The sequence below is a fragment of the Streptomyces sp. NPDC058157 genome, assembly GCF_042884105.1.
Taxonomy (GTDB): Bacteria; Actinomycetota; Actinomycetes; order Streptomycetales; family Streptomycetaceae; genus Streptomyces.
The window spans coordinates 1-26668 of sequence record NZ_JBHVUQ010000088.1; the positions used below are offsets into that span (position 1 = coordinate 1).

21 protein-coding genes and 2 pseudogenes are annotated in these 26668 nt (G+C 73.4%); 4 read left to right on the forward strand and 19 right to left on the reverse strand.

What is annotated here, in order from left to right:
* The 8 genes and pseudogenes from ACFVXK_RS21815 to rimP all read right to left on the reverse strand — a co-directional run.
* Positions 1–1581 (reverse strand): annotated as a pseudogene (locus ACFVXK_RS21815) (serine protease); the annotation flags it as partial.
* Between the two features lie 227 nt (positions 1582–1808).
* The gene (gene truB, locus ACFVXK_RS21820) at positions 1809–2717 is read right to left on the reverse strand and encodes a tRNA pseudouridine(55) synthase TruB (protein WP_389614087.1); all 909 of its coding nucleotides are present in this window, start codon (positions 2715–2717) and stop codon (positions 1809–1811) included.
* The gene (gene rbfA / locus ACFVXK_RS21825; RefSeq protein WP_365158091.1) at positions 2714–3166 is read right to left on the reverse strand and encodes a 30S ribosome-binding factor RbfA; all 453 of its coding nucleotides are present in this window, start codon (positions 3164–3166) and stop codon (positions 2714–2716) included. Before rbfA ends, truB begins: the two co-directional genes overlap by 4 nt.
* Positions 3167–3199: 33 nt before the next feature.
* Positions 3200–3493 (reverse strand): DUF503 domain-containing protein, encoded by a 294-nt coding sequence (locus ACFVXK_RS21830; protein WP_030227569.1) that lies wholly within the window; start codon positions 3491–3493, stop codon positions 3200–3202.
* A 160-nt stretch (positions 3494–3653) separates the two neighbouring features.
* Complete coding sequence (gene infB, locus ACFVXK_RS21835; protein ID WP_389614089.1) at positions 3654–6731, reverse strand: translation initiation factor IF-2; 3078 nt, start codon at positions 6729–6731, stop codon at positions 3654–3656.
* 147 nt (positions 6732–6878) lie between these two features.
* Positions 6879–7166 carry a YlxR family protein gene (locus tag ACFVXK_RS21840; protein ID WP_358892640.1) on the reverse strand — a complete coding sequence of 96 codons (288 nt, stop codon included), beginning with the start codon at positions 7164–7166 and terminating at the stop codon, positions 6879–6881.
* Between the two features lie 162 nt (positions 7167–7328).
* Positions 7329–8333, reverse strand: a complete 1005-nt coding sequence (gene nusA / locus ACFVXK_RS21845; RefSeq protein ID WP_389614091.1) for a transcription termination factor NusA — start codon at positions 8331–8333, stop codon at positions 7329–7331.
* Between the two features lie 2 nt (positions 8334–8335).
* Positions 8336–8833: a ribosome maturation factor RimP gene (rimP, locus tag ACFVXK_RS21850; protein ID WP_389614093.1), complete on the reverse strand. Its 498-nt coding sequence runs from the start codon at positions 8831–8833 to the stop codon at positions 8336–8338.
* A gap of 310 nt (positions 8834–9143) precedes the next feature.
* Here rimP and ACFVXK_RS21855 point away from each other — a divergent pair, with 310 nt between their 5' ends.
* The 4 genes from ACFVXK_RS21855 to ACFVXK_RS21870 are packed head-to-tail and all read left to right on the forward strand — an operon-like array spanning position 9144 to position 11834.
* On the forward strand, positions 9144–9566 hold the full coding sequence (locus ACFVXK_RS21855; protein ID WP_389614095.1) for a hypothetical protein: 423 nt from the start codon (positions 9144–9146) through the stop codon (positions 9564–9566).
* Entirely contained in the window at positions 9563–10033 is a 471-nt protein-coding gene (locus ACFVXK_RS21860) for a ferritin-like domain-containing protein (RefSeq protein WP_389614097.1), read from the forward strand. Before ACFVXK_RS21855 ends, ACFVXK_RS21860 begins: the two co-directional genes overlap by 4 nt.
* Positions 10034–10049: 16 nt before the next feature.
* A complete protein-coding gene (locus tag ACFVXK_RS21865) occupies positions 10050–10952 on the forward strand; it encodes an aminoglycoside phosphotransferase family protein (protein WP_389614099.1) in 903 nt (300 codons plus the stop codon).
* Between the two features lie 42 nt (positions 10953–10994).
* Positions 10995–11834, forward strand: a complete 840-nt coding sequence (locus tag ACFVXK_RS21870) for a slipin family protein (RefSeq protein WP_389614121.1) — start codon at positions 10995–10997, stop codon at positions 11832–11834.
* A 65-nt stretch (positions 11835–11899) separates the two neighbouring features.
* Here ACFVXK_RS21870 and ACFVXK_RS21875 read toward each other — a convergent pair whose 3' ends face one another.
* The 11 genes and pseudogenes from ACFVXK_RS21875 to ACFVXK_RS21925 form a co-directional block, all read right to left on the reverse strand.
* On the reverse strand, positions 11900–13600 hold the full coding sequence (locus ACFVXK_RS21875) for a proline--tRNA ligase (RefSeq protein ID WP_389614101.1): 1701 nt from the start codon (positions 13598–13600) through the stop codon (positions 11900–11902).
* Positions 13601–13641: 41 nt separating this feature from the next.
* Entirely contained in the window at positions 13642–14214 is a 573-nt protein-coding gene (locus tag ACFVXK_RS21880) for a GNAT family N-acetyltransferase (protein WP_389614103.1), read from the reverse strand.
* A gap of 88 nt (positions 14215–14302) precedes the next feature.
* The gene (locus tag ACFVXK_RS21885) at positions 14303–15145 is read right to left on the reverse strand and encodes a GNAT family N-acetyltransferase (RefSeq protein WP_389614104.1); all 843 of its coding nucleotides are present in this window, start codon (positions 15143–15145) and stop codon (positions 14303–14305) included.
* Between the two features lie 154 nt (positions 15146–15299).
* Positions 15300–16457: a flavodoxin-dependent (E)-4-hydroxy-3-methylbut-2-enyl-diphosphate synthase gene (ispG, locus tag ACFVXK_RS21890; protein WP_385520143.1), complete on the reverse strand. Its 1158-nt coding sequence runs from the start codon at positions 16455–16457 to the stop codon at positions 15300–15302.
* A gap of 152 nt (positions 16458–16609) precedes the next feature.
* The gene (locus ACFVXK_RS21895; protein WP_389614106.1) at positions 16610–17911 is read right to left on the reverse strand and encodes a M50 family metallopeptidase; all 1302 of its coding nucleotides are present in this window, start codon (positions 17909–17911) and stop codon (positions 16610–16612) included.
* Positions 17908–19161, reverse strand: a complete 1254-nt coding sequence (gene dxr / locus ACFVXK_RS21900) for a 1-deoxy-D-xylulose-5-phosphate reductoisomerase (protein ID WP_389614108.1) — start codon at positions 19159–19161, stop codon at positions 17908–17910. The genes ACFVXK_RS21895 and dxr overlap by 4 nt, the downstream gene beginning before the upstream one ends.
* A gap of 21 nt (positions 19162–19182) precedes the next feature.
* Positions 19183–20493, reverse strand: a complete 1311-nt coding sequence (locus tag ACFVXK_RS21905) for a hypothetical protein (protein WP_389614110.1) — start codon at positions 20491–20493, stop codon at positions 19183–19185.
* A gap of 67 nt (positions 20494–20560) precedes the next feature.
* The gene (locus ACFVXK_RS21910; RefSeq protein ID WP_389614111.1) at positions 20561–22510 is read right to left on the reverse strand and encodes an acyl-CoA dehydrogenase family protein; all 1950 of its coding nucleotides are present in this window, start codon (positions 22508–22510) and stop codon (positions 20561–20563) included.
* Positions 22511–22667: 157 nt separating this feature from the next.
* Positions 22668–24113 (reverse strand): aldehyde dehydrogenase family protein, encoded by a 1446-nt coding sequence (locus tag ACFVXK_RS21915; protein WP_389614113.1) that lies wholly within the window; start codon positions 24111–24113, stop codon positions 22668–22670.
* Between the two features lie 193 nt (positions 24114–24306).
* Positions 24307–25887 carry a PucR family transcriptional regulator gene (locus tag ACFVXK_RS21920; protein ID WP_389614115.1) on the reverse strand — a complete coding sequence of 527 codons (1581 nt, stop codon included), beginning with the start codon at positions 25885–25887 and terminating at the stop codon, positions 24307–24309.
* A gap of 158 nt (positions 25888–26045) precedes the next feature.
* Positions 26046–26668 (reverse strand): annotated as a pseudogene (locus ACFVXK_RS21925) (ATP/GTP-binding protein); the annotation flags it as partial.

The window sequence follows — 26668 nt, forward strand, 5'->3', positions numbered from 1 at the left end:
GCGGAGGGCCGCGCGGAGGCACAGGAGGTCCAGGTGGGCCGCGAAGACCTCCTCGCGGGTCGGGCGGCCCTCCGTGGCCCCGGCGGCGCGGATCCCCGCGAGGAGGCCGAGGGTGAGCGGGTGGCGGGCGTCCGCCTCCCGTACCGCGTCCGCCGGGAGGCCCAGGCGGGCCCGGGCCGTGTCCGCCTCCGCCGGGGTGAGGTCCCCGACGGGCAGCGCGGGCGGCAGCCGCCGGGCGGGGCGCTCGGGGGTGTGCAGCAGCTCCGCCGGGTAGAGCGCGCCGGCCCGCTCCCAGTGCTCGGGCCGGGCGGCGACCACCAGCCGGGCGCCGGTGCCGCACAGCCAGGCGGCGGTGGACACCGTCCACGGCGCGAGCCGGTGCGCCAGGGCGGGCGGCATCTCCTCCGGGGCGTCCAGCACGACCAGCAGCGCCCGCCCCGCCGCCCCCGCCAGCCGGGCCACGCGTTCCGCCGTCCCCGCGGCGGCCGGCTCCGGCGCCGCGGCCCCCGTCGGCGCGCCGCCCGCGGTGACGATGCGGACGGCCTCCGCCAGCGCCCGCGCCACGGCGTCCGCCAGGGAGGTGTCGTCGGCCCGCAGGTCGGCCCCGCGCAGCCAGAGCGTGGGGGCGGGGCGGGGTCCGCGGGCCCGGTCGGCGGCGAGGGCCGCGAGGGCGGTGGTGCGGCCGGTGCCGGGGTCGCCGACGAGGCCGAGGACGAGGTCCTGCCCGGCGGTGAAGGCGGCCAGCCCGGCGGCGAGGGCGGGCCGGGCCACGGGCTCCGGCCCGGCGAGGAGCCCCGGGGGGAAGGCCGAGCCGACGGTGGTCGCGGTCAGCTCCAGCGCCCCCGCCAGGTTCAGCTCGTCCCCGTAGCAGGGGACGGTGGCCCCGTTGCGCTCCAGCAGGGCCGCGAGGGGGCCCGCGGGGCTGGTGGCGGCGGCCGCGCGCAGGGGGACGGCGAAGGTGCCGGAGCGCCGCTCCACGGTCAGAGCGGTGCCCAGTACCGCGAGCACCGCTCCGGTCTCCGCGTCGAGGACCGGTCCCCCGCAGGCCTCGCCGCCCAGCCGGAGGGCGTCCCGGCCGTCCGTGCCGATCGCCAGCTCCACGGTGGCGGGCAGCACCAGCCGGCGCCCGGCCGCGGTGTAGCCGGCCTCCGCCCCCGCCGCGAGCACCCGGGCCTGGCGCCAGCCCCGCGCGGGGATGCGCACGTACGTTCCCGAAGGGATGGTCCCGCCCCCGGCCACCGGCAGCGGCCGCACCCCGAGCCCGTCGCTCGGCACCAGCGCCAGCCCGAGCTCGGGCAGGAGGGTGACTTCGGCGCCCTCGGTCCGCCAGGTCCGCCCGCCCGCCGCGTGCAGCACGACCCGGTCCAGGCCCTCGACCGCCTCGTGGCCGGTCAGCACCGTCCCGCGGTCGTCGGCGACGAAGCCGCTCCCGCGGGCCCGTCCGGCCGCGTCCCGGATCGTGACGAGCTCCACCGGCTCCGCGGGCGCGGCCGCGGGCCGGTCCGCGCCCCCCGGGTGCTCCGCCGTTCCCCAGGGGGCCGCCCCGGCACTCCCCGCACCAGCTGTGACCTCGTCCGACAACGCCGCACCACTCCCCCGCCACGGGACCCGTGGTCATGACGGTAGGCAAGTGAAGATCGGGACGAAAAGCGCGCGGGCCGAAAGCGCCCCCTTGTGCTCCCTCCGTTCACTCCGAGCGCCTGCTCGGTCGGGTGAACAACGGGCTCCGGGTGGATAGAGACCTACCCGAGGGGGGTCGTGGAGCGGTGAGCGGCGGGCGGCGGTCCGTGCGCGCTCACCGCTCCACGTCAGACGAAGACCGCCAGGGACTTCGCCTTGCCGCCCTTGCTCTCCACGAGCCCGAGCAGCTGGCCCTGCGGCCCGTAGACGGCGACGGTCCGGCCGTCCTGGTACTCGTCGGGCATCTCGATCCGCACGCCGTTGGCGAGCAGCGAGGCCCGCCGGGCGTCCAGGTCCCAGCGCGCGAACGCGGCCGCGGCCGCCTCGCCGATCGGCATGACGGTCAGCTCCTCCTGGAGCTGGTCCAGCGTGCGCGCCTTGTCGAGCTTGTACGGGCCCACCCGCGTGCGCCGCAGCGCCGTGAGGTGGCCGCCCACGCCCAGGTCGGCGCCCAGGTCGCGGGCGAGGGCCCGGATGTAGGTGCCGCTGGAGCAGACGACGGAGACGACCAGGTCGACGACCTTGGTGCCGTCCTCGGCCTCCGCCTCCCGCATGTCGTACACCTGGAACGACGAGATGGTCACCGGGCGGGCCGGGATCTCGAAGTCCTCGCCGTCGCGGGCGCGCTTGTACGAGCGAACGCCCTTGATCTTGATGGCGCTGACCTTGGACGGGACCTGCATGATCTCGCCGGTCAGCTTGGCGATCCCCGCGTCCACGGCCTCCCGGGTCACCCCGGAGGCGTCGGCGGACGCGGTGATCTCGCCCTCGGCGTCGTCGGTGAGGGTGTACTGCCCGAGGCGGATCGTCCCGAGGTACTCCTTCTCCGTCAGCGCGAGGTGGCCGAGGAGCTTGGTGGCCTTCTCGACCCCGAGGACGAGGACACCCGTCGCCATGGGGTCGAGGGTGCCGGCGTGGCCGACGCGGCGGGTCTTGGCGATCCCGCGCATCTTGGCGACCACGTCGTGCGAAGTGAAGCCGGACGGCTTGTCGACGATGACGAGGCCGTCCGGAGTCTTCCCTGCGTCGGTGCTCATTCCGCGGCTGCGTCCTCGTCGTCTTCTTCGCCCGGCTTCTTGTACGGGTCGGCCTCACCGGCGTACTGGGCGCCGGAGGAGACCTCGCGCACCTGGGCGTCGGAGGTCCGCGCCTTCTCGAGGAGGTCCTCGATGGTCTTGGCGTTCTCCGGGAGGGCGTCCGCGACGAAGGTCAGGGTGGGCGTGAACTTGGTCCCCGCCGCCCGGCCGACCGCGGAACGCAGTACGCCCTTGGCGCTCTCCAGGCCCGCTGCCGCGCTGGCCCGGTCCTCGTCGTCGCCGTAGACCGTGTAGAAGACCGTGGCCTCCCGCAGGTCGCCGGTGACCCGGGTGTCGGTGATGGTCACGTGCGTACCGAGGCGGGGGTCCTTGACTCCACGCTGCAGCTTCTGCGCCACCACCTCCCGGATGAGGTCCGCCAGCTTCTTCGCCCGCGCATTGTCGGCCACTGGTCCGTCTCCTTCTTCCTTGCAGACAAGCAATCAGTCTTCATCACCGTGGAACCGCCGTCTGACGGACAGCAGCTCCACTTCCGGACGCGCCGCGACCAGCCGCTCACAGCGGTCGAGCACGTCCGACACGAACCCCGCGTCCCCGCTCACCAGGGCGACCCCTATGCGGGCCCTGCGGTGCAGGTCCTGGTCTCCCACCTCGGCCGCGCTCACGGAGAACTTGCGCTGGAGCTCGGCGACGATGGGCCGGACGACGGAGCGTTTCTCCTTCAACGAATGGACGTCGCCGAGGAGCAGATCGAAGGACAGAGTCCCCACGTACATGCAGTTCCGGATATCCCGCCGGTGCGGGTTCGGTGGCCTGCCGGCCGTCGCTCGGCAGGGTCACCAGAACCGTACACGCAACGGCCGGGGCCGATCGACGGATATTCCGCCGACCGGCCCCGGTGTTACGCGTTACGACACGGTACGAACCGCCTCGCGCTTACGCGCGCGGCTTCTCGCGCATCTCGTACGTCGCGATGACGTCGTCGATCTTGATGTCGTTGAAGGAGCCGAGGTTGATACCGCCCTCGAAGCCTTCGCGGATCTCGGTGACGTCGTCCTTGAAGCGGCGCAGACCCGAGATCGTGAGGTTCTCGGCGATGACCTTGCCGTCGCGGAGGAGGCGCGCCTTGGTGTTGCGCTTGACCTCGCCCGAGCGGACCAGGACACCGGCGATGTTGCCCAGCTTGGACGAGCGGAAGATCTCGCGGATCTCCGCCGTACCGAGCTCGACCTCTTCGTACTCCGGCTTGAGCAGACCCTTGAGGGCCGCCTCGATCTCCTCGATGGCCTGGTAGATCACCGAGTAGTACCGGACGTCGACGCCCTCGCGGTCCGCCATCTGCGCGGCACGGCCGACAGCGCGGACGTTGTAGCCGATGACGATGGCGTCGGAGCCCATCGCGAGCGAGATGTCCGACTCGGTGACCGCACCCACACCGCGGTGCAGGACGCGGATGTCGACCTCTTCGCCGACGTCGAGCTGGAGCAGCGAGGACTCGAGGGCCTCGACCGCACCGGACGAGTCGCCCTTGATGATGAGGTTGAGTTCCTGGACCAGACCGGCCTTGAGGACCGAGTCGAGGTCCTCCAGGGACACCCGGCGGACGCGCTTGGCGAAGTTGGCGTTGCGCTCGCGCGCAGCACGCTTCTCGGCGATCTGACGGGCGGTGCGGTCCTCGTCGACGACGAGGAAGTTGTCGCCGGCGCCGGGGACGTTGGTGAGACCCAGGACCAGGACGGGGGTCGACGGACCCGCTTCCTCGATGTTGTTGCCCTTGTCGTCGAGCATGGCGCGCACGCGGCCGTAGGCGTCGCCCACGACCATCGTGTCGCCGACGCGGAGGGTACCGCGCTGGACGAGGACGGTGGCGACGGCACCGCGGCCACGGTCGAGGTGGGACTCGATCGCAATACCCTGAGCGTCCTGCTCCGGGTTGGCGCGCAGGTCGAGCGAGGCGTCGGCGGTGAGGACGACGGCCTCCAGCAGGGAGTCGATGTGCAGACCCTGCTTGGCGGAGATGTCGACGAACATCGTGTCGCCGCCGTACTCCTCGGCGACCAGACCGAACTCGGTGAGCTGACCGCGCACCTTGACCGGGTCGGCACCCTCGACGTCGATCTTGTTGACCGCGACGACGATCGGGACGCCGGCGGCCTTGGCGTGGTTGAGCGCCTCGATCGTCTGCGGCATGACGCCGTCGTTGGCCGCGACCACGAGGATCGCGATGTCGGTCGACTTCGCACCACGGGCACGCATGGCGGTGAACGCCTCGTGACCCGGGGTGTCGATGAAGGTGATCTTGCGGTCCTCACCGTTGACCTCGGTGCCCACCTGGTAGGCGCCGATGCCCTGGGTGATGCCGCCGGCCTCGCCCGCGACGACGTTCGTCTTGCGGATGGCGTCGAGGAGGCGGGTCTTACCGTGGTCGACGTGACCCATGACGGTGACGACCGGCGGACGCGGCATGAGGAATTCCTCGCCGCCCTCGTCCTCGCCGAACTCGATGTCGAAGCCCTCGAGCAGCTCGCGGTCCTCCTCCTCCGGGCTGACGATCTGAACGGTGTAGTTCATCTCGTCGGCGAGGAGCTGGAGGGTCTCGTCGGAGACGGACTGCGTGGCAGTGACCATCTCGCCGAGGTTCATCATGACCGCGACCAGCGACGCCGGGTTGGCGTTGATCTTCTCCGCGAAGTCGGTGAGGGAGGCACCGCGCGACAGGCGAACGGTCTCGCCGTTGCCGCGGGGCAGCATCACGCCGCCCACGGACGGGGCCTGCATGGCCTCGTACTCCTGGCGCCTCTGACGCTTCGACTTGCGACCGCGACGGGCGGGCCCGCCGGGACGGCCGAACGCACCCTGCGTGCCACCACGGGCACCCGGGCCGCCGGGACGACCGCCGAAGCCGGGACGACCGCCGCCACCGGCGCCGGCCGGGCCGCCGCCGAAGCCGCCGCCACCCGGACGCGGGCCGCCGAAGCCGCCACCGGCCGGACGCGAGCCCGGACCGGCCGGACGGCCGGCGAAGCCGCCGCCGGGACGACCCGGACCGCCGGGACGGCCTGCGCCGCCCGGACCGGGACGGGGGCCGCCGCCGGGACGGGGACCGGGGCCACCGGCAGCGGGACGCTGCGGCATCATGCCCGGGTTCGGACGGTTACCACCGGGAGCGCCGCCCGGACGCGGGGCGCCGCCCTGGGGACGGGGCATGCCGCCCGGGGTCGGACGGGCGCCGCCGGGACCCTGCGGACGCGGGGCGCCGCCGGGACCGGCCTGCGGACGCGGGGCACCCTGGCCGCCGGCGCCGGGGGCACCGGGACGCGGGGCGCCGGCCGGACGGGGCGCCTGCGGGCGCGCCATGCCGGTGGAGCCGCCGGACGTGAACGGGTTGTTGCCCGGACGGGGACCGGCCGGACGGGAGCCCTGCGGACGCGGGGCCGGAGCACCGGGACGCGGGGCCTGGCCACCGGGGGTGGCGCCGGCCGGACGCGGGGCGCCGGGACGGGCACCCTGACCCGGGCCGGCCGGGCGCTGCTGCGCCGGACGCGGGCCGGGGGACGCGGCGGGACGCGCCGGAGCGGCCGGGGCCGCCGGGGGCGCGGAGAACTCGGTCGCCACGGGAGCCGCCGGAGCGGGCTTCGGGGCGGCCGGAGCCTTGGGACCGGGACGCGGGCCGGGAGCGGCCGGAGTCACCGGGGCGGGGGCCGCCGGGGCCTCGGCAGCGGCCGGCTTGGGGGCCGGTGCGCCGGGCTTCGGGGCAGGACGTGCCGCGGTCGCCGGGGAGGGCGCCGCGGGCTTGGCGGGCGCGGCCTTGCGGGGCGCGCCGGGCTTCGCAGCGGACTTGCCGGCGTTGCCGCCGGGCCCCTGCAGTGCGTCAGTCAACTTGCGTACAACCGGCGCCTCGATCGTCGAGGACGCCGAACGGACGAATTCACCGAGTTCTTGGAGCTTGGCCATGACGACCTTGCTCTCAACCCCGAACTCCTTGGCGAGTTCGTATACCCGGACCTTAGCCACTTCGCTCCTTTTAGGTCCGGGTTACGCCGGACCGTCGCTACTTCATGGGCGTACTCATCGCGTACTCATCGAGTGCTCATCGCAATCTCGACCTACTTCCAACTCGCGAGGTACCTGACCGCACGGGGATCCGTGCCGTACTTCTTCTTACGGTGTCGCCACGGCCCGGTCTGCCAGGGCCGTGCGCAGTCCCTCCGTGTCGAGCGGTCCAGCGGACCGGAGGGCCCGGGGGAACGCCCGGCGGCGGACCGCCTGGTCGAGGCAGACCACGGCAGGGTGCACGTACGCACCCCGGCCGGGCAGCGTACCGCGAGGATCGGGGACGCATTCGTCCCCGACCGCCACGATGCGCAGCAGATCGTTCTTGGCCGCTCGCTCCCGGCACCCCACACAGGTGCGTTCGGGGCATGCGCGGGCTTGCGTCCGGCCAGACACGCCTAAGTCTACCTCCCCGTACCGACCTCACCCCTTCAGGTGAAAAATCGAACGGATGTCGTTGTGATCCACGAGGGTCCCCCGACTGCGGGGACCCCCTGTCTACCGGCCGGAAACGGTCGGCCGGTAGTCATTTATTCCCGTCCGTGGCGCCGTTTCCGGTCAGTCCCGTTCGGTGTCCGCGTCGGACGCCGGCTCGGTGTCGGGCCGGATGTCGATGCGCCAGCCGGTGAGCCGCGCGGCGAGGCGGGCGTTCTGGCCCTCCTTGCCGATGGCCAGCGACAGCTGGTAGTCGGGGACGGTCACCCGCGCGGAGCGCGAGTCCCAGTCGACGACCTCGACCTTGCTCACCCGGGCGGGTGACAGGGCGTTCGCGACCATCTCCGCCGGGTCGTCCGACCAGTCGACGATGTCGATCTTCTCGCCGTGCAGTTCGGCCATCACGTTGCGCACGCGGCTGCCCATAGGGCCGATGCAGGCGCCCTTCGGGTTCAGGCCCGAGCGGGTGGACCGGACGGCGATCTTGGTGCGGTGGCCGGCCTCGCGGGCGATCGCGGAGATCTCGACGCTGCCGTCGGCGATCTCCGGGACCTCCAGGGCGAACAGCTTCTTCACCAGGTTCGGGTGCGTGCGCGACAGGGTCACGGACGGACCGCGGACGCCCTTCGCCACGCGCACCACGTACGCCTTCAGGCGGAGCCCGTGCGGGTACTCCTCACCGGGGACCTGCTCCTGCACCGGCAGGATGGCCTCCAGCTTGCCGATGTCGACCAGGACGTTCTTGGGGTCCTTGCCCTGCTGCACGACGCCGGTGATGACGTCGCCCTCACGGCCGGCGAACTCGCCGAAGGTCAGGTCGTCCTCGGCGTCGCGCAGACGCTGGAGGATCACCTGCTTGGCGGTCGTCGCGGCGATCCGGCCGAAGTCCGACGGGGTGTCGTCGAACTCCTTGGGCTCCTGCCCCTCCTCGAGATCGCGCGGGTCCTCCGTCGCCCAGACGACCACGTGGCCGTTGGTGCGGTCCAGCACCACACGGGCGCGGCGGAAGCTGCCCTCGGTGCGGTGGTACGCGATGAGGAGGGCCGACTCGATCGCCTCGACGAGCAGGTCGAAGGAGATCTCCTTCTCCCGGACCAGACCCCGCAGGGCACTCATGTCGATGTCCACGGCTACGCCTCCTCTTCCTTCTTGTCCTTGCGGTTGAACTCGATCTCGACACGCGCCTTGGCGATGTCGGTGAACGCGACGCGGCGGGCGGTCGCCTTGCGGCCCTTCACGCCCGGTACTTCGAGGTCCATGCCCTCGTCGTCGACGTCGAGGATGCGGGCGACGAGCTCCCCGCCCTCGGTCAGCTGGAACTTCACGAGACGGCCGGTCGCCCGCACGTAGTGGCGGTGCTCGCTGAGCGGGCGGTCCGCGCCCGGGGAGCTGACCTCGAGGACGTACTCGTCCTCGCCCATCACGTCGGAGGCGTCGAGCGCGTCGGAGGCCTCACGGCTCAGCTCGGCGCACGCGTCCAGTTCCACGCCTTCGTCGGAATCCACGACGATCCTCAGCATCCGGCGCCTGCCCGCCTTGGAAAGCTCGATCTCCTCGAGGTCCAGGCCCTTGGCGGCGACGAGCGGCTCCAGCAGTCCGCGCAGCCTGTCGCTCTGGGTGGTGCTCATCCGGGTGACTCCTCGGCCGCGTGTGCTGTTGTGGTTTTCCGTCGCGTGTCAGGTCAAAGGGTATCCGGTCGCGGAGGGTGTTGCCGTCCGCGCCGCCGGGCGGACCCCCGGGTACCGTGATCACACCTTGTCCCGCCGTCACCCCGAGGACGTCACCGTGCCCTGGACCTTGCCTTCGAGGCCCTCGCCCTCACGCAGGAGCGTGCTCGCCGGAGCCGCCGTCGCAGCGGCCGGGTCCGCACTGGTCACCGGGTGTTCCGGCGGGGGCGAACCGTCCGCCGCGGACCACGCGATTTCACTCGAACGGCGGATGCGGGAGAGCGCCGTCCGTGACAGCGGGCGGCTGCTGGAACGTTACGACGCCACCCTGGCCGTCCACCCCGATCTGACCGAACGGCTGACACCGCTGCGCGAGGCCGTCGCCGCGCACACCAAGGCGCTCGCCTTCACCACCCCCAAGGCCGGCCCCGCGCCCTCCCGGCCGGCGCCCCCCTCCCCGTCCCCGTCCGCCTCCCCCTCCCCCAGCGCGCCCGCGGCCGGGCGGGCGGAGGTCCCGGCGAAGCCCGCCGAGGCGCTGAGCGCCCTCGCGGACGCCGAACGGAGCCTGTCGGAGGCCCGCACCATCGCCCTGGCCGGGGCCCCCGGGGAGCTCGCCCGGATGCTGGCCTCGGTGGCGGCCTGCGGAGCCGTCCACGCCTACCTGCTGACCTCCAACCCGGGAGCCGCCTCGTGAACCCCGCCGTGAAGCCCTCCCCCTCCGCCGGCGGCCGCGCCCTGCAGGCCGCCCAGTCGGCGCTCGCCGCCGAGCACGCGGCGACCTACGGGTACGGGGTCATCGGCGCCCGGATCGCGCCCGCCCGGGCCACCGAGGCCCGCGAGGCCTACGGCCAGCACGTCTCGCGCCGCGACCGGCTCACCCGGACCGTGCGGGAGCTGGGCGGCGCGCCCCGGCCGTCCGAGGCCGCGTACGCCCTGCCGTTCGAGGTGCGCTCCCCCGACGACGCGGAGCGGCTGGCCGCCGACATCGAGGACCGGGTGGCGGGCGCCTACTCGGACCTCGTCCGGGCGGCGGACGGCCAGTTGCGCCGTGACGCGGCCGACGCACTGAGCGCGGCGGCCGTGCGCGCGGCACGCTGGCGCGGTGTCGGCGTAGCCTTCCCTGGGCTCACCGAACGCTCGGAGGGCGCCCGCACCAGCTGAAAGGGACCACGCACGCATGGCTTTCGAACCGCCGCAGCGGCTCGTACGGGCGCTCGGCGAGCTGCCGCGCACGGCGCAGGACACACAGTGGCTGGAGCGGCTGCCCGAGCTCGCCGAGGAGGCGCTGGAGCGGCGGGACGTGGAGGCCCAGCGCGCCCTCGCGCCGGGCGGCCGCAGCAGCCTGGTGGTCCTGGTCCGCTACGCCGACGGCACCCCTGCGGCCCTGAAGCTGGCGCCGCCGGCCGCCCGCCCCGACCGCGAGCTGGCCGCACTCGCCCACTGGGGCGGCTTCGGCGCGGTCCGGGTGCTGGACTCGCGCCACCACGAGGACGACGGCGCCCTCCTGCTGGAACGCCTCCACGCGGACGTCTCCCTGCGCTCGCTCCCCGAGGCCAAGGCCCTGCTGGAGGCCTGCGGCACGCTCCGCCGCCTCTGGGTGCGCCCGCCGGCCGGCCACCCCTTCGAGACGGTGGCCGAGCGCACGGCCGCCCAGTCCGAGGCCCTGGGCTCGGCTCCCCCGGAGGCCAGGGCCCTCGCGGACACCGCCCTGGCCCTCCTCCGGGAACTGACCGCCCAGCCGCCGGAGGAACTCCTGCTGCACGGGAACTTCCGCCAGGGCAAGGTGCTGGCGGGCGAGCGGGCGCCCTGGCTGACGGTGGGCCCGGACCCGCTGGTCGGCGAGCGGGCCTACGACCTGGCCCGGCTGGTGCGGGACCGCCTGGAGGACCAGATGGCCTCCTCGGCGGGGGCCTCGGGGGCGCGGCGGCGGGTGAACAAGCTCGCCGACTCCCTGGAGGTGGACCGGGAGCGGCTGCGGGGCTGGACGGTGTTCCGGGCGGTGGAGTCCGGGGTGCGCGCCCTGGCCGCCGGGCGACACCGGGACGCGGAGCTGCTGCTGGAGTTCGCGGCCTGGCTGTAGGGCATACCGTAGTAAAAGGTGTATGTCCGGCAGGGGGCCGTCATGGTCGAGGAACTGCTGACAGCGGGGATCGCCGCCGCCGCGGGCGTCGCGGTCTACCTGGGCGCTGCCGCACGGGTGGTGAAGCAGTACGAGCGCGGCATCGTCTTCCGCTTCGGCCGCCTGCGCGAGGGCGTCAGGCCGCCCGGCCTGACGATGATCCTCCCGGTGGCGGACCGCCTCCACAAGGTCAACCTCCAGATCGTCACCCTCCCGGTCCCGGCCCAGGAGGGCATCACCCGGGACAACGTCACGGTCCGCGTGGACGCGGTCGTCTACTTCAAGGTGGTCGACCCGGCGAGCGCGATCATCGCGGTGGAGGACTACCGCTTCGCGGTCTCCCAGATGGCCCAGACCTCGCTCCGCTCGATCATCGGCAAGAGCGACCTCGACGACCTCCTGTCGAACCGCGAGAAGCTCAACCAGGGCCTGGAGCTCATGATCGACAGCCCGGCGATGGGCTGGGGCGTCCAGATCGACCGCGTGGAGATCAAGGACGTCTCCCTCCCGGAGACCATGAAGCGCTCGATGGCCCGCCAGGCCGAGGCGGACCGCGAACGCCGCGCCCGCGTGATCAACGCGGACGCGGAACTCCAGGCCTCGCACAAGCTGGCCGAAGCGGCCGAGGTCATGTCGGAGCAGCCGGCGGCCCTCCAGCTGCGCCTCCTCCAGACGGTGATCGCCGTCGCGGCGGAGAAGAACTCCACCCTGGTCCTGCCCTTCCCGGTGGAACTCCTCCGCTTCCTGGAACGCGCGACTCCCCCGGGCGACCCCCCACCCCACCCGGCCCCGGCGGCTCCCGCCCCGCCCCAGGAGGACCTCCCCCAGTTGGAGGGCCCGTAGCGGGCAGGGCGAGGAACCCTCCAGGGGGAGCCCTTGAGGGGAAGCCCTTGAGGGGGAAGGCCGGCCTACCCCACCCGCTCCACGGCCTCCTCCAGCGTCAGCTCCACCCGCTCGCCCGTCCGCCGGTCCTGGAGCTCGACCACTCCGTCGCCCGACCTCCGCCCCGCCACCAGGATCCACGGCACGCCGATGAGCTCCGCGTCCGTGAGCTTCACGCCCGGCGAGATCCCGGCCCGGTCGTCCAGCAGGACCCGCTTCCCCGCCGCCGCCAGGGCCTCGGCCGCCCGCTCGGCCAGCGCCAGCGGGACGGCCTTGCCCGCCGCCACCACGTGCACGTCCGCCGGGGCCACCTCCGCCGGCCAGCACAGCCCGCGGTCGTCCGCCGTCTGCTCGGCCAGCGCGGCCACCGCCCGGGAGACGCCGATGCCGTACGAGCCCATGGTGACCCGCACCGGCTTGCCCTGCGGGCCGAGCACGTCCAGCCCGAAGGCGTCCGCGTACTTCCGCCCCAGCTGGAAGATGTGCCCGATCTCGATCGCCCGGTCCAGCCGCAGCCCCGCCCCGCACTTCGGGCAGGGGTCGCCCGGCTCCACCACGACCACGTCCAGGTACCGGTCCACCTCGAAGTCCCGCCCGCAGACCACGTTCCGCGCATGCGTGTCGGCCTTGTTGGCCCCGGTCACCCAGGCGGTCCCCGGCGCGACCCGGGGGTCGGCGAGGTAGGGCACCTTCTCCAGCCCCTGCGGGCCCACGTACCCCCGCACCAGGTCGGGCCGCCCCGCGAAGTCCTCGGCCGTCACCAGCTCCACCACCGCCGGGGCCAGGTGCTCCCCGAGCTTGCCCAGGTCCACCTCCCGGTCCCCCGGCACGCCCACCGCCGTGATCTCCCCGTCGACCTTCACCAGCAGGTTCTTCAGCGTTGCCGAAGCGGGCACGCCCAGGTGCGCGGCCAGGGTCTCGATCGTGGGCGTGTCCGGGGTCGCGATCTCCTCCAGCGCTCCGTGCGAGGCGGTGTCCGGGACGCTCCCCGCCGCGAAGACGACCGCCTCCGTGTTCGCCGCGTAGTCACAGGCCGGGCAGTCCACGAACGTGTCCTCGCCCGCCGCCGCCGGCGCCAGGAACTCCTCCGACGCCGAGCCGCCCATCGCCCCCGAGACGGCCGACACGATCCGGTGGTCGAGCCCGAGCCGCTCGAAGATCCGCACGTACGCCTCGCGGTGCAGCCGGTAGGCCTCCGCCAGCCCCTCGTCCGTCACGTCGAACGAGTAGGAGTCCTTCATCTGGAACTCGCGCCCGCGCAGCACCCCGGACCGGGGCCGGGCCTCGTCGCGGTACTTGGTCTGGATCTGGTACAGCATCACGGGCAGGTCCTTGTAGGACGTGCACTGGTCCTTGACCACGAGGGTGAAGATCTCCTCGTGGGTCGGCCCGAGCAGGTAGTCCGCGCCCTTGCGGTCCTTGAGCCGGAACAGCAGGTCCCCGTACTCCGACCAGCGGCCGCTGACCTCGTACGGCTCCTTGGGCAGCAACGCCGGCAGCAGCACCTCCTGGGCCCCGATCGCGTCCATCTCCTCGCGGACGACGCGGGAGACGCTGTCGAGGACCTTCTTGCCGAGCGGCAGCCAGGTCCACACCCCCGCGGAGCTCCGCCGGACGTAACCGGCGCGGACGAGGAGGCGGTGGCTGAGGGTCTCGGCGTCGGCCGGGTCCTCGCGGAGGGTCTTGGCCATCAGGCGGGACATGCGCTGCACGTGTTGCGTCGACATGCGGCGAGGCTATCCGGGGCGGCCCCGGGCGGGTACCGAATTCAGCCCCGGCGCAGCGGCAGCGGCGCGCCCATGACCGCGTAGGGCATGCTCGCGCTCGGGAAGTGGACCCTGCGGGCGAGGTCCTGGTAGCCGAGGGCTCCGTAGAGCCCGCGGGCCGGGCTGTCGGTGTCGATGGCGGAGAGGATCGAGCGCGGTTCCTCGGCCCCGTCGGTGATCCGGGTGATCAGCGCGCGGCCGACCCCGCAGCCCTGGAAGCCGGGGTGGACGTGGAGCTCGGTGATCACGAAGGAGTCGTCGAGCCAGTGCTCGGTGCCGGTGGCCCTCAGGTAGGGCTCGACGATCGTGGACCACCAGTGGGCGCGGTCGTTGGGCATCCCGTAGACGAAGCCGGCGAGGGCCCCGTCGTCGGTGAAGGCGCCGAGTGCGCGGGCGCCGCGGCAGGTCATGTGGCGCTGGACGATGTAGCGCCGGATGCCGACCTCCTCCTCGCTGAGCCCGAAGGCCACCGCCTGCACGCGCAGGGCCTCGTCCACGCGGCCGGCGAGGTCCAGGTGCCCGATGCGCAGTCCGGCGGGGCGTGCGGGGTCGTCGCCCCCGTGGGTAGGCAGCATGCGGCCGACCTTACTTCGGGGTACGGCCGCTCCGGTACGGCTTCCCGGACGAATCCGGCCGCCGCTCTCCGTAGGTCGGGACAACCCGTCAGAACAGCACGCTCATGAACGCCCCCACCTCACGGAACCCCACCCGCCGGTAGGCGGCCCGCGCGGCGGTGTTGAAGTCGTTGACGTACAGGCTCACCACGGGCGCGACGTCCCGCAGCGCGAACTCCACGACGGCCGCCATCCCGCTCTCGGAGTGCCCGCGGCCGCGGAACTCGGGGGCCACCCAGACGCCCTGGATCTGGCAGGCACGGGCGGTGGCGGCGCCGATCTCGGCCTTGAAGACGACCTTGCCGTCCTCGACGCGGGCGAAGGAGCGGCCGCTGCCGACCAGCTCGGCGACCCGGGCCTGGTAGAGCAGGCCGCCGTCCCCGGCCAGGGGCGAGATGCCGACCTCCTCGGTGAACATGGCCACGCAGGCGGGCATGATCATGTCCATCTCGTCCTTGCGGATCCGCCGCACGAGCGGGTCGGGCGCGATCTCGGCGGACGGCCGCTCGGTGGCCATCAGCGGCTGGTGGGCGCGGACGTCGCGGGCCGGGCCCCAGCTGGGCTCCAGGAGCCGCCACAGCAGCCGGGTGGCCTCGGCGGGGCCGACGATGGAGGAGCAGCGGCGGCCGGTGCGGCGGGCCCGGTCGGCGAAGGCGCGGACCGCTTCGGGGCCGGCGCAGACGGGGACGAGGTTGGCGCCCGCGTAGCAGAGGGAGCGCAGTTCGCCGCCGGAGTACCAGCCCCACATCTCGCCGCCCAGGCGCCAGGGGTCGAGTCCGGCGACCTGGACCCGGGAGGTGACGAAGGCGTTCTCGACCGGCTCGCGTCCGAGGATGGCGAGCGCGGCGTCCAGATCACTGGGCTCAAGGACCCGGGTGGTTGTCTGAGTCAACACTGGGGCCTCACCGTGCAAGTCTGCTGATCTCCGCACTGTACCCGCCGGGGCGCGGGGATGCCGCGTCCCGCGGGTCACGAAAGGGCCCCGGCCCCGTACCCCCTCACAGGGGGCGCGGGGCCGGGGCCGGTGCCGCTCGGGCGGCGGGGTCTCAGACGCCGATGGCGACGCTGGGCTCGCCGGAGGCGACGCCGTCCTTCTCCATCTGCTCGGCGATCTTCAGCGCCTCTTCGATGAGGGTCTCCACGATCTTGGACTCGGGAACGGTCTTGATGACCTCGCCCTTGACGAAGATCTGGCCCTTGCCGTTGCCGGAGGCGACGCCGAGGTCGGCCTCGCGGGCCTCGCCGGGGCCGTTGACGACGCAGCCCATGACGGCGACGCGCAGCGGCACGGTCATGCCGTCGAGACCCGCGGTGACCTCTTCGGCCAGCTTGTAGACATCGACCTGGGCGCGGCCGCAGGAGGGGCAGGAGACGATCTCCAGGCGGCGCGGCTTGAGGTTCAGCGACTCCAGGATCTGGTTGCCGACCTTGACCTCCTCGACCGGCGGCGCGGAGAGGGAGACGCGGATGGTGTCGCCGATGCCCTCGGAGAGCAGCGCGCCGAAGGCGACGGCGGACTTGATGGTGCCCTGGAAGGCGGGGCCCGCCTCGGTGACGCCGAGGTGCAGCGGGTAGTCGCACTGGGCGGCGAGCTGGCGGTAGGCGTTGACCATGACGACCGGGTCGTTGTGCTTGACCGAGATCTTGATGTCGCCGAAGCCGTGCTCCTCGAAGAGGGAGGCCTCCCACAGCGCGGACTCGACCAGCGCCTCGGGGGTGGCCTTGCCGTACTTCTTCAGCAGCCGGGCGTCGAGGGAGCCGGCGTTGACGCCGATGCGGATCGGCGTGCCCGCGGCCTTGGCGGCGTACGCGATCTCCTTGACCTTGTCGTCGAACTGCTTGATGTTGCCCGGGTTGACGCGGACGGCGGCGCAGCCGGCGTCGATCGCGGCGAACACGTACTTGGGCTGGAAGTGGATGTCGGCGATGACCGGGATCTGCGACTTCTTGGCGATCACGGCGAGCGCGTCGGCGTCGTCCTGCGTGGGGCAGGCGACGCGGACGATCTGGCAGCCGGAGGCGGTCAGCTCGGCGATCTGCTGGAGCGTGGCGCCGATGTCGGACGTCCGGGTGGTGGTCATCGACTGCACCGAGACGGGTGCGTCGCCTCCGACGGCCACGGAGCCGACCTGGATCTTGCGGCTGACCCGGCGGTCGGCAAGCTTCGTCGGCACGGACGGCATTCCGAGAGAGATGGCAGTCATCTGCTGTGCAACCCCAAGGTGTGGATCGAGGTCCCGAGATCGGCGGGCTCCGGCCTTTGAGGTTACGCCAATGCGCGCGTGCCCCACGCATCCGAGGGGGCGGCGCCACCCGAACGTAGGGAGCCGGGCACGGTGCGTGCCCGGCTCCCGCGCTAACTGATCTTGATCGGGTTGACCACGTCCGCGACGAGCACCAGCAGCGTGAAGCAGACGAAGACGCCCGCGACCACGTACGCGGCGGGCATCAGCTTCGCCACGTCGAAGGGACCGGGGTCGGCGCGCCGGAAGACCTTCGCCACGGTGCGGCGGACGGACTCCCACAGGGCGCCGGCGATGTGGCCGCCGTCGAGCGGGAGCAGCGGGAGCATGTTGAACAGGAACAGCGACAGGTTGAACCCGGCCAGCAGGTTGAGGAAGAACACCAGCTGGTACTGGGCGGGGATGTCGAGGTTGAAGATCTGGCTGCTCACGCGGGCCGCGCCGACGACGCCCATGGGGCTGTCCTGCTTGCGCTCGGCCCCGTTGAAGGCGGCGTTCCACAGGTCCGGGACCTTGCCGGGGAGGTCGACGAGGGACTGGACGCCGGCCTCCATCATCTCGCCCATGCGCTCGACGGACTGGCCGAAGGTCTGCGGGACGTAGCCGACGGCGGGGGCGAAGCCGAGGAAGCCGGCGGTGACGTACTGGTCCTTGACGTAGCGGCCCGCGGCGTCGGTCTTGGCGACCTTGTTCTCGATCAGGTTGGCGTGCAGGTCGAGGCGCTTGCCGGCGCGCTCGACGGTGATCGTGGCGGGGCCGGTGGTGGCGCGGATGTCCTTCTGGAGGACGGACCAGTCGCCGACCGGGCGGCCGTTGAAGGCGACGATCTTGTCCTGTGCCTGGAGTCCGGCGGCCTTGGCCGGGGCGGCCGGGTCCCCGGCCGCGCACTTGTCGCGCTTCTCGCTCTGCTGGATGACGCAGTCGGAGACCGAGCTGACGACGGTGGTCTGGGTGTTCAGCCCGAAGGTCATCAGGGTGGTGAGGAAGATCGCCACCGCCAGGACCAGGTTCATGAACGGTCCGGCGAACATCACGATGACGCGCTTCCAGGGCCGGCGCGTGTAGAACAGCCGGCTCTCGTCGCCCGGCTGGAGCTCCTCGTACGCGGCCGAGCGGGCGTCCTCGATCATCGACCGGAACGGCGAGGTCGAGCGGGCGGTGACCTTGCCGTCGTCGCCGGGCGGGAACATCCCGATCATGCGGATGTAGCCGCCCATCGGGATGGCCTTGATGCCGTACTCGGTCTCGCCCTTCTTGCGCGACCAGACGGTCGGCCCGAAGCCGACCATGTACTGCGGCACCCGGATGCCGAACAGCTTGGCCGTGGAGAGGTGGCCGAGCTCGTGCCAGGCGATGGAGACCAGCAGGCCGAACGCGAAGAGCACGACCCCGAGTACCGTCATCAAAGCCGTCATGCGCCCGCCTCCACGGCGGCCCGCGCCGCCATCTCCCGTGCCCGGGCCCTGGCCCAGGTCTCCGCTTCGAGGACGTCCTGGACGGTGAGGGAAGTTCCCGTCCGCGGCGTCCCGTGCTCATCGACCACTGCGGAGACCGTATCCATGATTGCTGTGAACGGCAGCCGGCCGGCGAGGAAGGCCTCGACGCATTCCTCGTTCGCGGCGTTGAACACGGCGGGGGCGGTGCCGCCCAGGGTGCCCACGTGCCGGGCGAGGCCGACCGAGGGGAAGGCCTCGGTGTCCAGGGGGAAGAACTCCCAGGTGGAGGCCTTGGTCCAGTCGAAGGCGGGGGCCGCGTCGGGGACCCGCTGGGGCCAGCCGAGACCGATCGCGATGGGGCCGCGCATGTCCGGCGGGGTGGCCTGGGCGAGGGTGGAGCCGTCCGAGAACTCGACCATGGAGTGCACGTACGACTGGGGGTGGACGACGACCTCGATGCGGTCGAACGGGATGTCGTAGAGCAGGTGCGCCTCGATGACCTCCAGACCCTTGTTGACCAGGGTGGCCGAGTTGACCGTGATCACCGGGCCCATGGCCCAGGTCGGGTGCGCGAGGGCGTCCTGGACGGTGACGGAGGCCAGCTCCGCGCGGGTGCGGCCGCGGAAGGGGCCGCCGGAGGCGGTGACGACCAGCTTGCGGACGTCGGCGCGGGTGCCGGCGGCCAGGGCCTGGAAGAGGGCCGCGTGCTCGGAGTCCACGGGGATGATCTGGCCGGGCGCGGCCAGGGCCTTGACCAGGGGGCCGCCGACGATCAGCGATTCCTTGTTGGCCAGCGCGAGGGTCCGGCCGGCGCGGAGCGCGGCGAGGGTGGGCGCGAGGCCGATGGAGCCGGTGATGCCGTTGAGGACGGTGTGGCAGGGCGAGGCGGCGAGGTCGGCGGCCGCGTCGGGTCCGGCGAGGATCTCGGGCAGCGGCTCGGAGGGCCCGTACGCGGCGCTCAGCGCCTCCTTCAGGGCCGGTACGGCGTCCTCGCGGGCGACGGCCACGGTCTCCACCCGCAGGGTGCGGGCCTGCTCCGCCAGGAGGGCGGTGCGGCCGCCCGCGGCGGACAGCGCGGTGACCCGGAAGCGGTCCGGGTTGCGCAGGGCGAGGTCGATGGCCTGGGTGCCGATGGACCCGGTCGACCCGAGGATGACGATGTCCCGGCGGCCGGCCGCGGCGTCGAAGAGGAGGTGCGGGTCGGCGAGGGGGGCTGGACTGTCGCTCATGCCCCCCATTGTTGCCGCTCCTCAGGGGCGTTTGGACACGGAGTCCCCGTCCGTGACCCGGGCGAGGAGTTCGGGGAGGGTGCCGGCGAAGTCGGGCAGGGCGCGGGCGGCGCGCCACCAGGCCTCCGGGTCGTCGCCGAGGGCCGCGTCGAACAGCCGATCGGCCTCGGCGCGGGCGGCGAGGACGGCGGCGGGCCGGTCGTGGCGGTCGGGGTGGCCGATGCCGCCGAGCCACTGGTCCTCGTCCAGGGCCCAGCAGGCGGGGACCTTGTGGCGGACGACGTCCGCGCCGGTGAGCAGGGAGCGGTCGAGGCAGTCGCGGACCCAGCGGACGTCCTCGGCGGCGGTGTCCATGGGTACGGCGAGGCTGACGAGGGCCAGCTCGCGTTCCCAGGCCCCGGACGGCTCGGCGGGGGCCGTCTCGGGCGCGAGGTGGCGTACGGCGCGGGCCAGGGCCGGGTCGTGGCGTACGGCGCCGGGCGCGGCCGGGGTGCCGGCGGCGAGGGCGGCGGCCAGCTCGGGCAGGGTGCCGGGGAAGGCGGCTGCGCGGCGGGGCAGTTCGGCCCACAGCCGGGGGGCCTCGCCGAGCAGGGGGCGCAGGGCGCGGTGCACGGCCGACTGCATCTCGGCCTGTTCGGGCAGGCTCCAGCGCAGGCCGCGGGTGACGGGGAGGTGGCCGAGCAGCAGGGTGCGGGCGGCCGGGGCCACGTGGGCGACGAGCTCGTCGCAGGTCAGCAGGCCCATGCGGACGGCGCGGACGGCGGGCCGGTACCAGTGGCGCCCGTACGGCCGGCCGGCGCGGGCGTCGAGCAGGGCGAGGCACTCCGTCCGGGTGAGGCCGCCGGCGAGGAGCAGCGCTTCGACGGCGCCGGCCGGCAGCGGGGCACGGGAGTGCTCGTCCAGCAGCCGCGCGGGGTCGAGGTCGTGCGGCATGCGCAGGAGGGTGAGCGGGATCCGGGGGCGGCGGCCGTGGCGGCGCAGCAGGGCGGTCAGCCCGTCGGTGGTGAAGGGGCCGGGGCCCACGTCGGCCAGCAGTTCCGGGGAGGGCCCGGGCCGGGCGGCGTAACGGGCGGGGCCGGGCAGGCCGGGCAGGGGGCGGCCGACGACATGCGGGTTGCGGGCGATGTAGTGCCGGTCGGCGTCGGTGCCGTGGCGCAGCAGCAGGGTGACGGCGGCGGCGGGCAGCCATTCGTCGCGGCACAGGTACTTGCGGACGGGCTCGTCGAGCCGGTGGAGGAGGGCGGCGACGACGTGGTGCGGTGCGTGGCGCAGCAGGTGCGCCACGCACCGGGCCAGCCGTCTGCTGGCCCGGTCCTCCTCGGCCGTCGGCATCGTCCTCGTCCGCCTCGCGCTCGTACCCGTGCTCGCACATCCGTCCGAACAAGCCGATGATGGCAGGTCAGCGCAGGGGACGGTGAACGTTTTTCCTCGTGGAGGGGCCGGGGGTGGCGTCGGCGATCCAGGGGCCGTCGCCGGAGGGGTCGAGGACGCCCTCCTCCAGCCAGGTGTAGGTACCGGAGAGGACGCCCTGGACGACCTTGTGGTCGAGGTCGTCGGTGTTGGCCCACAGGCGGCCGAACAGCTCCTCGACGCGCAGCCGGGACTGGCGGCAGAAGGCGTCGGCGAGCTGGTAGGCCTCGCGGCCGTGGTCGCCGGTGGCGCGCAGGTGCTCGGCGCGCACGCAGGCCGCGCTCATGGCGAAGAGTTCGGCGCCGATGTCGACGATCCGCCCGAGGAAGCCCTGCTTGGTCTCCATGCGGCCCTGCCAGCGGGACATCGCGTAGAAGGTCGAGCGGGCGAGTTTGCGGGCGCCGCGCTCGACGTAGCGCAGGTGGGTGGCGAGGTCGGGGTGGCCGGCCGGGTGGAACTCGCGGTAGGTGCCGGGGACCTGGCCGGGTCCGGTGGCCAGTCTGGGCAGCCAGCGGGCGTAGAAGCCGGCCGCGCGGGCACCCGCCTTCGCCTTCTCGCCGAGGTCCTTGTCGGGGTCGATGAGGTCGCCGGCGACGGAGAGGTGGGCGTCGACGGCCTCGCGGGCGATCAGCAGGTGCATGATCTCGGTGGAGCCCTCGAAGATCCGGTTGATGCGCAGGTCGCGCAGCAGCTGCTCGGCGGGCACGGCCCGCTCCCCGCGGGCGGCCAGCGATTCGGCGGTCTCGAAGCCCCGTCCGCCGCGGATCTGGACCAGCTCGTCGGCCATCAGGCAGGCCATCTCGGAGCCGTAGAGCTTGGCGAGGGCGGCCTCGATGCGGATGTCGTTGCGGTCCTCGTCGGCCATCTGGGAGGCGAGGTCCACCACGGCTTCGAGGGCGAAGGTGGTGGCGGCGATGAAGGAGATCTTGGCGCCGACCGCCTCGTGCCGGGCGACGGGCCTGCCCCACTGCTCCCGGACCCCGGACCATTCGCGGGCGATCTTCAGGCACCACTTGCCGGCGCCGACGCACATGGCGGGCAGGGAGAGCCGTCCGGTGTTGAGGGTGGTCAGCGCGATCTTGAGGCCGGCGCCCTCGGGGCCGATCCGCTGGGAGGCGGGGACGCGGACGTGGTGGAAGCGGGTGACGCCGTTCTCCAGGCCGCGCAGGCCCATGAAGGCGTTGCGGTGCTCGACGGTGATGCCGGGCGAGTCGGCCTCGACGACGAAGGCGGTGATCCCGCCCCGGTGACCCTCGGCCTTCGGCACCCGGGCCATCACCACGAGCAGGTCGGCGACCACCCCGTTGGTGGTCCACAGCTTCACCCCGTCGAGGAGATAGGAGTCGGGGTCCTCGGGGTCCGGGACGGCGGTCGTGGCCAGCCGCGCCGGGTCGGAGCCCACGTCCGGCTCGGTGAGGAGGAAGGCGCTGATCGCCGTGGTGGCGCAGCGGGGCAGGTAGGCGTCCTTCTGCTCCTTGGTGCCGAACATCTTCAACGGCTGGGGCACACCGATGGACTGGTGGGCGGAGAGCAGGGCGCCGATGGCCGGGCTGACGGAGCCGACGAGGGCGAGCGCCTTGTTGTAGTACACCTGGGTGAGGCCCAGGCCCCCGTACTCGGGGCTGATCTTCATGCCGAGGGCGCCGAGCTCCTTGAGCCCGCGCACGGTCTCGTCGGGGATCCGGGCCTCGCGCTCGATGCGCTGCCCGTCGATCTCGTTCTCACAGAACTCCCGCAGCCGGGCGAGGAAGGCCTCGCCGCGCCGGACGTCCTCGTCGGCGGGGAGCGGGTGGGGGTGGATCAGGTCGAGCCGGAAACGGCCGAGAAAGAGCTCCTTGGCGAAGCTGGGTTTGCGCCAGTCCTGCTCCCGGGCCGCTTCCGCGACCTGCCGTGCCTCGCGCTCGGTCACCTTGGGCTGTACGGGCTGTGTTGCCGACATCCGGGTCCTCACCTCGCCGCATCGGGGGCTGCCGAACGGTTGCCTGTGAGTCGTACCCGTTTCGGGGGCCCGGGATTCGGGGGGCGTGGCAAAAGGGGGACGGCCGGAGCCCCCGCACAGTAGGCTCCGGCCGTCGGTCTGGGACCGTACGAGTCGGTCAGATGTCGAGGCCCGTGAGGACCAGGACGCGCTCGTAGGTGTAGTCGTCCATCGCGTAGCGCACGCCCTCGCGGCCCACGCCGGACTGCTTGACGCCGCCGTACGGCATCTGGTCGGCGCGGTAGGACGGCGCGTCGCCGATGATCACACCGCCGACCTCGAGCTCGCGGTGGGCGCGGAAGGCGACCTGGACGTCGCGGGTGAAGACGCCGGTCTGCAGGCCGAACTTCGAGTCGTTGACGGCGGCGAAGGCCTCGTCGGTGTTCTCGACGCGGGTGATGGTCAGGACCGGGCCGAAGACCTCCTCGGTCGCCAGCTTGACGCCGGCCGGGACCTCGGCGAGGACGGTCGGCTCGACCGTGGCGCCGTCGCGCTTGCCGCCGGTGAGCAGCTTGGCGCCGGCGGAGACGGCCTCGTCCACCCAGGACTCGACGCGCTTGGCGGCGTCCTCGGAGACCAGCGGGCCGACGTCGGTGGCGTCGTCCGCCGGGTCGCCGGTGACCTGGGCCTGGACCTTCGCGACGACCTTCTCGACGAGGCGGTCGTAGACGGAGGCGTCGGCGATCACGCGCTGCACGGAGATGCAGGACTGGCCGGCCTGGTAGTTCGAGAAGGTCGCGATACGGGTCGCGGCCCAGTCGAGGTCGGCGTCGGAGGACCAGTCGGCGAGGACCACGGCCGCGGCGTTGCCGCCGAGCTCCAGGGTGCAGTGCTTGTGGGGCACCGACTGCTGGATGGCGTAGCCGACGGTGTCGGAGCCGGTGAAGGAGATGACCGGGAGGCGGTCGTCCTTGACCAGGGCCGGCATCTTGTCGTTGGCGACCGGCAGGACCGACCAGGAACCGGCCGGGAGGTCGGTCTCGGCGAGCAGCTCGCCGAGGATCAGACCGGAGAGCGGGGTGGCCGGGGCCGGCTTCAGGATGATCGGCGCGCCGACGGCGATGGCCGGGGCCACCTTGTGGGCGCACAGGTTCAGCGGGAAGTTGAACGGCGCAATGCCGAGGACCGGGCCCTTGACGAAGCGGCGGGTCAGGGCCAGGCGGCCGACGCCGCCGGCGTCGGTGTCCAGGCGCTGGGCCTCTCCGCCGTTGAAGCGGCGGGCCTCTTCGGCGGCGAAACGGAACACGGACACCGCACGGCCGACCTCACCGCGCGCCCACTTGATCGGCTTGCCGTTCTCGGCGGAGATCAGCTGGGCGATCTCCTCGGTGCGCTCGGTGAGGCGCTTGGACACGTGGTCCAGGGCGGCGGCGCGTACGTGGGCGGGGGTCGCGGAGAACTCCGCCGTCACGGCGTACGCCGCGGCCACGGCCTCTTCCACCTGGGCGTCGGTGGGCACGCTGACGGTGCCGACGAGCCGGCCGTCCCACGGGTTGTGGACGTCGAAGCTGTCCTCGCCGGTGGCCTGGCGGCCGGCGAGCCAGAAGGCGTGGGTGGAAGTCATGCGAATCCCGGCCCTTCGGTGGTGTGTGCTGGGGGCACCTCCCAGCGGTGGCTGGGGGCGGTCCTTGTCTCCACCACGGTAGGACTCCGCCGGGCTTTCGTGGTTTAGCCGCGTTGGAGCGCCGCCCCCGCGGCCTGCGCCGCTTTGTCACTGTTGCCCGTACGAGCCGCTGCGCGGGGCGGTCCCCGGAGGGTCAGCGGTGGGCGGGGCTGGCCTTGAGGGCGAGCCACAGCTCCATGCGGACGTCCGGGTCGTCGAGGGAGCGGCCGAGGATCTCCTCGACCCGCTTCATCCGGTACCGCAGGGTGTGCCGGTGCACACCCAGGTCCGCGGCGGCGGCGTCCCACTGCCCGTGCCGCGCGAGCCAGGCCTGGAGCGAGGCCACCAGGTCGCCCCGCCCCGTCGCGTCGTGCTCGCGCAGCGCCCGCAGGGTGCCCTCCGCGAAGGCCCGCACCGCCTCGTCGGCGAGCAGCGGCAGCACGGAGCCCGCCGCGAGGTCCTCGTGCTCGACCAGCGGACGCCCCCGCCGCCGGGCCACGGCCAGTGCCTGGTCGGCCTGCTTGAAGGCGGCCGCCACCGCGTCCGGCCCGGCGGGAGCCGACAGGCCGACGACGAGTTCGTCCGGCTCCGGCCCGGCGCTCTCGCGCCCGCGCCGGGACTCCAGCGCCTCCGCGTGGTCCGCGCAGGCCTGCACGGCCGCTCCCCCGTCGGCGGCCAGCACCACCAGCCGTCCCGGTTCCGGCACCACCAGCAGGGCCTCCCCGGTCCGCGAGGCCGCCGACTCCAGGGTGTCGGCCAGCAGCGCCAGCCCCTCCGGCTGGGCCGTCCCCGGCAGGGCCGGTTCCGCGACGAGGATCCGGAACGGCGCCTCCAGCAGCGCCCCGTACAGGTCCCCGGCGACCGCCCGGGCGTGCTCGGGCTCCCCCTCCAGCAGCATCCGCAGCACCGCCGCGCCCAGCCGGGACTCCGCGTCGTGCAGGGACCGCGAGCGCTCCGTGGTCAGGGTCAGCAGGGCGACCGCGGAGTGCACCGCGTACCGCTCGGCGGTGCCCAGCGGGGCCGCCGTACCCACGGCGAGCGCGCCGCGGGCCCGCCGGCCGGTGCCCAGCGACTGGAGCTCGACCCGGTCCTCGGCCCCGCCCACCACCGCACTCGCCGGCGCCGGCCGCTCGCGCAGCCGTTCCACGTCCGGGGTGAGCCGGGCGGCCCGGCGCGCCGCCCAGTCGGGGGCGGCCGCGACGACGGCGCCGGAGGTGTCGTACAGCGCGGCCCATCCGTGCACGTGGGCCGCCAGCTTCGCCAGCAGGTCGCCCGGGCCGTCGGAGGACAGCGCGGCCCGGGTCAGCTCCCGCTGCGCCTCGAACCCGGCGGTCACCGCCCGGTACTGGTCGGCCGCGAGGGCCGCGGAGACGGCCTTGCTGATGGCGAGGAACGGGGTGCGCCGGGGTACCTCCAGCAGCGGCAGGTCCTCCTCCCGGGCGGCCTGGACCAGCGCCTCGGGCACGGCGTCGTAGTTGACGCCGACGGCGAAGCCGATGCCGACGACCCCGGCGGCCGCGAGGCGCCGTACGTAGCGGCGCATCTCCTCGGGGTCCTCGGCGTCCAGCTTCATGGCGGTGACGAGCAGCAGCTCGCCGCCCTCCATGTAGGGGACGGGGTCGGCGAGCTCGCTGACGTGGGCCCAGCGCACGGGGGTGTCGAGGCGGCTCTCCCCCGCCCGGACGCTGAGCTTGAGCGCCGAGTGCTGGACGAGCGAGGCGAGGGTGAGCGGCATCGGGTACCAGGGGCCTTCGGGGGGGGAGGGCAGTGAGCGGGGGCGGGCAGTGAGCGGGGGCGGGAGGGGCGTCCTCGATCCTGGGCTCCCCCGGTCCGGGGACTTCTCCAAGTCGTATGAACGACCCCTCTCGATTCTGCCACCCCGTACGGGTCTGCTCAGCCCGTCGCGGCCAGCCGGAGTAGAAGCGGAGCCGCTCGTTCCCCCCGGACGGAGGTGAGGGACAGCACCGCGCACCCGGGCGGTACGGCGTGGGCCAGCTCGGAGGCGGACCAGCGCTCGCGCTCCACCTGGCGCACGGTGACCGCGTCCGTGGTCACGGCCTTTCCGGTGACCATCTTGCGGAAGGCGTGGATGGCCCGGGTCAGCGGCTGGTCGGCGAAGACGGTCCGGTGGGTGACGTCGCGGGTCTCGACCCATTCGGTGCCCCAGGCGTCGGCGAAGCGCTGCCCGTCCCAGGTGGTCACCCCGGAGAACGCCATCCGGCAGCCGACCGCGCCGAGCAGCGGGGTACGCAGGGCCTCCGGTACGTCGTCCAGCGAGCGCAGCGCGAGCAGGACCCCGGCGTTCACCGAGCGCAGCCGCTGGAGTCCCCTGACGGTCTCCGGGGTCAGGGTGTGGGAGGCGTCGTCGAGGGCGAGGAAGGCGAACAGGGAGCGGTCGGTGCGGGCGGCGACGGAGGCGTTGAACTGGGCGAGCAGCAGCCGGGCCAGCATCCGGGAGGCCTCGGCGTGCCCGCGTTCGGGCAGGTCCACGCGGACCCGGACGGGGTGTTCGAGGG

Bases quoted from the DNA above. Each gene is read 5' to 3' on its own strand.
- ACFVXK_RS21855 (WP_389614095.1), top strand. From the start codon at position 9,144: ATGCGGGAGAGCGCCGTCCGTGACAGCGGGCGGCTGCTGGAACGTTAC.
- ACFVXK_RS21865 (WP_389614099.1), top strand. From the start codon at position 10,050: ATGGCTTTCGAACCGCCGCAGCGGCTCGTACGGGCGCTCGGCGAGCTG.
- ACFVXK_RS21915 (WP_389614113.1), bottom strand. From the start codon at position 24,113: ATGACTTCCACCCACGCCTTCTGGCTCGCCGGCCGCCAGGCCACCGGC.
- ACFVXK_RS21880 (WP_389614103.1), bottom strand. From the start codon at position 14,214: ATGCTGCCTACCCACGGGGGCGACGACCCCGCACGCCCCGCCGGACTG.
- rimP (WP_389614093.1), bottom strand. From the start codon at position 8,833: ATGAGCACCACCCAGAGCGACAGGCTGCGCGGACTGCTGGAGCCGCTC.
- dxr (WP_389614108.1), bottom strand. From the start codon at position 19,161: ATGAGCGACAGTCCAGCCCCCCTCGCCGACCCGCACCTCCTCTTCGAC.
- ACFVXK_RS21920 (WP_389614115.1), bottom strand. From the start codon at position 25,887: ATGCCGCTCACCCTCGCCTCGCTCGTCCAGCACTCGGCGCTCAAGCTC.
- ACFVXK_RS21875 (WP_389614101.1), bottom strand. From the start codon at position 13,600: ATGTCGACGCAACACGTGCAGCGCATGTCCCGCCTGATGGCCAAGACC.
- ispG (WP_385520143.1), bottom strand. From the start codon at position 16,457: ATGACTGCCATCTCTCTCGGAATGCCGTCCGTGCCGACGAAGCTTGCC.
- ACFVXK_RS21910 (WP_389614111.1), bottom strand. From the start codon at position 22,510: ATGTCGGCAACACAGCCCGTACAGCCCAAGGTGACCGAGCGCGAGGCA.
- ACFVXK_RS21830 (WP_030227569.1), bottom strand. From the start codon at position 3,493: ATGTACGTGGGGACTCTGTCCTTCGATCTGCTCCTCGGCGACGTCCAT.
- truB (WP_389614087.1), bottom strand. From the start codon at position 2,717: ATGAGCACCGACGCAGGGAAGACTCCGGACGGCCTCGTCATCGTCGAC.
- ACFVXK_RS21895 (WP_389614106.1), bottom strand. From the start codon at position 17,911: ATGACGGCTTTGATGACGGTACTCGGGGTCGTGCTCTTCGCGTTCGGC.
- ACFVXK_RS21905 (WP_389614110.1), bottom strand. From the start codon at position 20,493: ATGCCGACGGCCGAGGAGGACCGGGCCAGCAGACGGCTGGCCCGGTGC.
- ACFVXK_RS21870 (WP_389614121.1), top strand. From the start codon at position 10,995: ATGGTCGAGGAACTGCTGACAGCGGGGATCGCCGCCGCCGCGGGCGTC.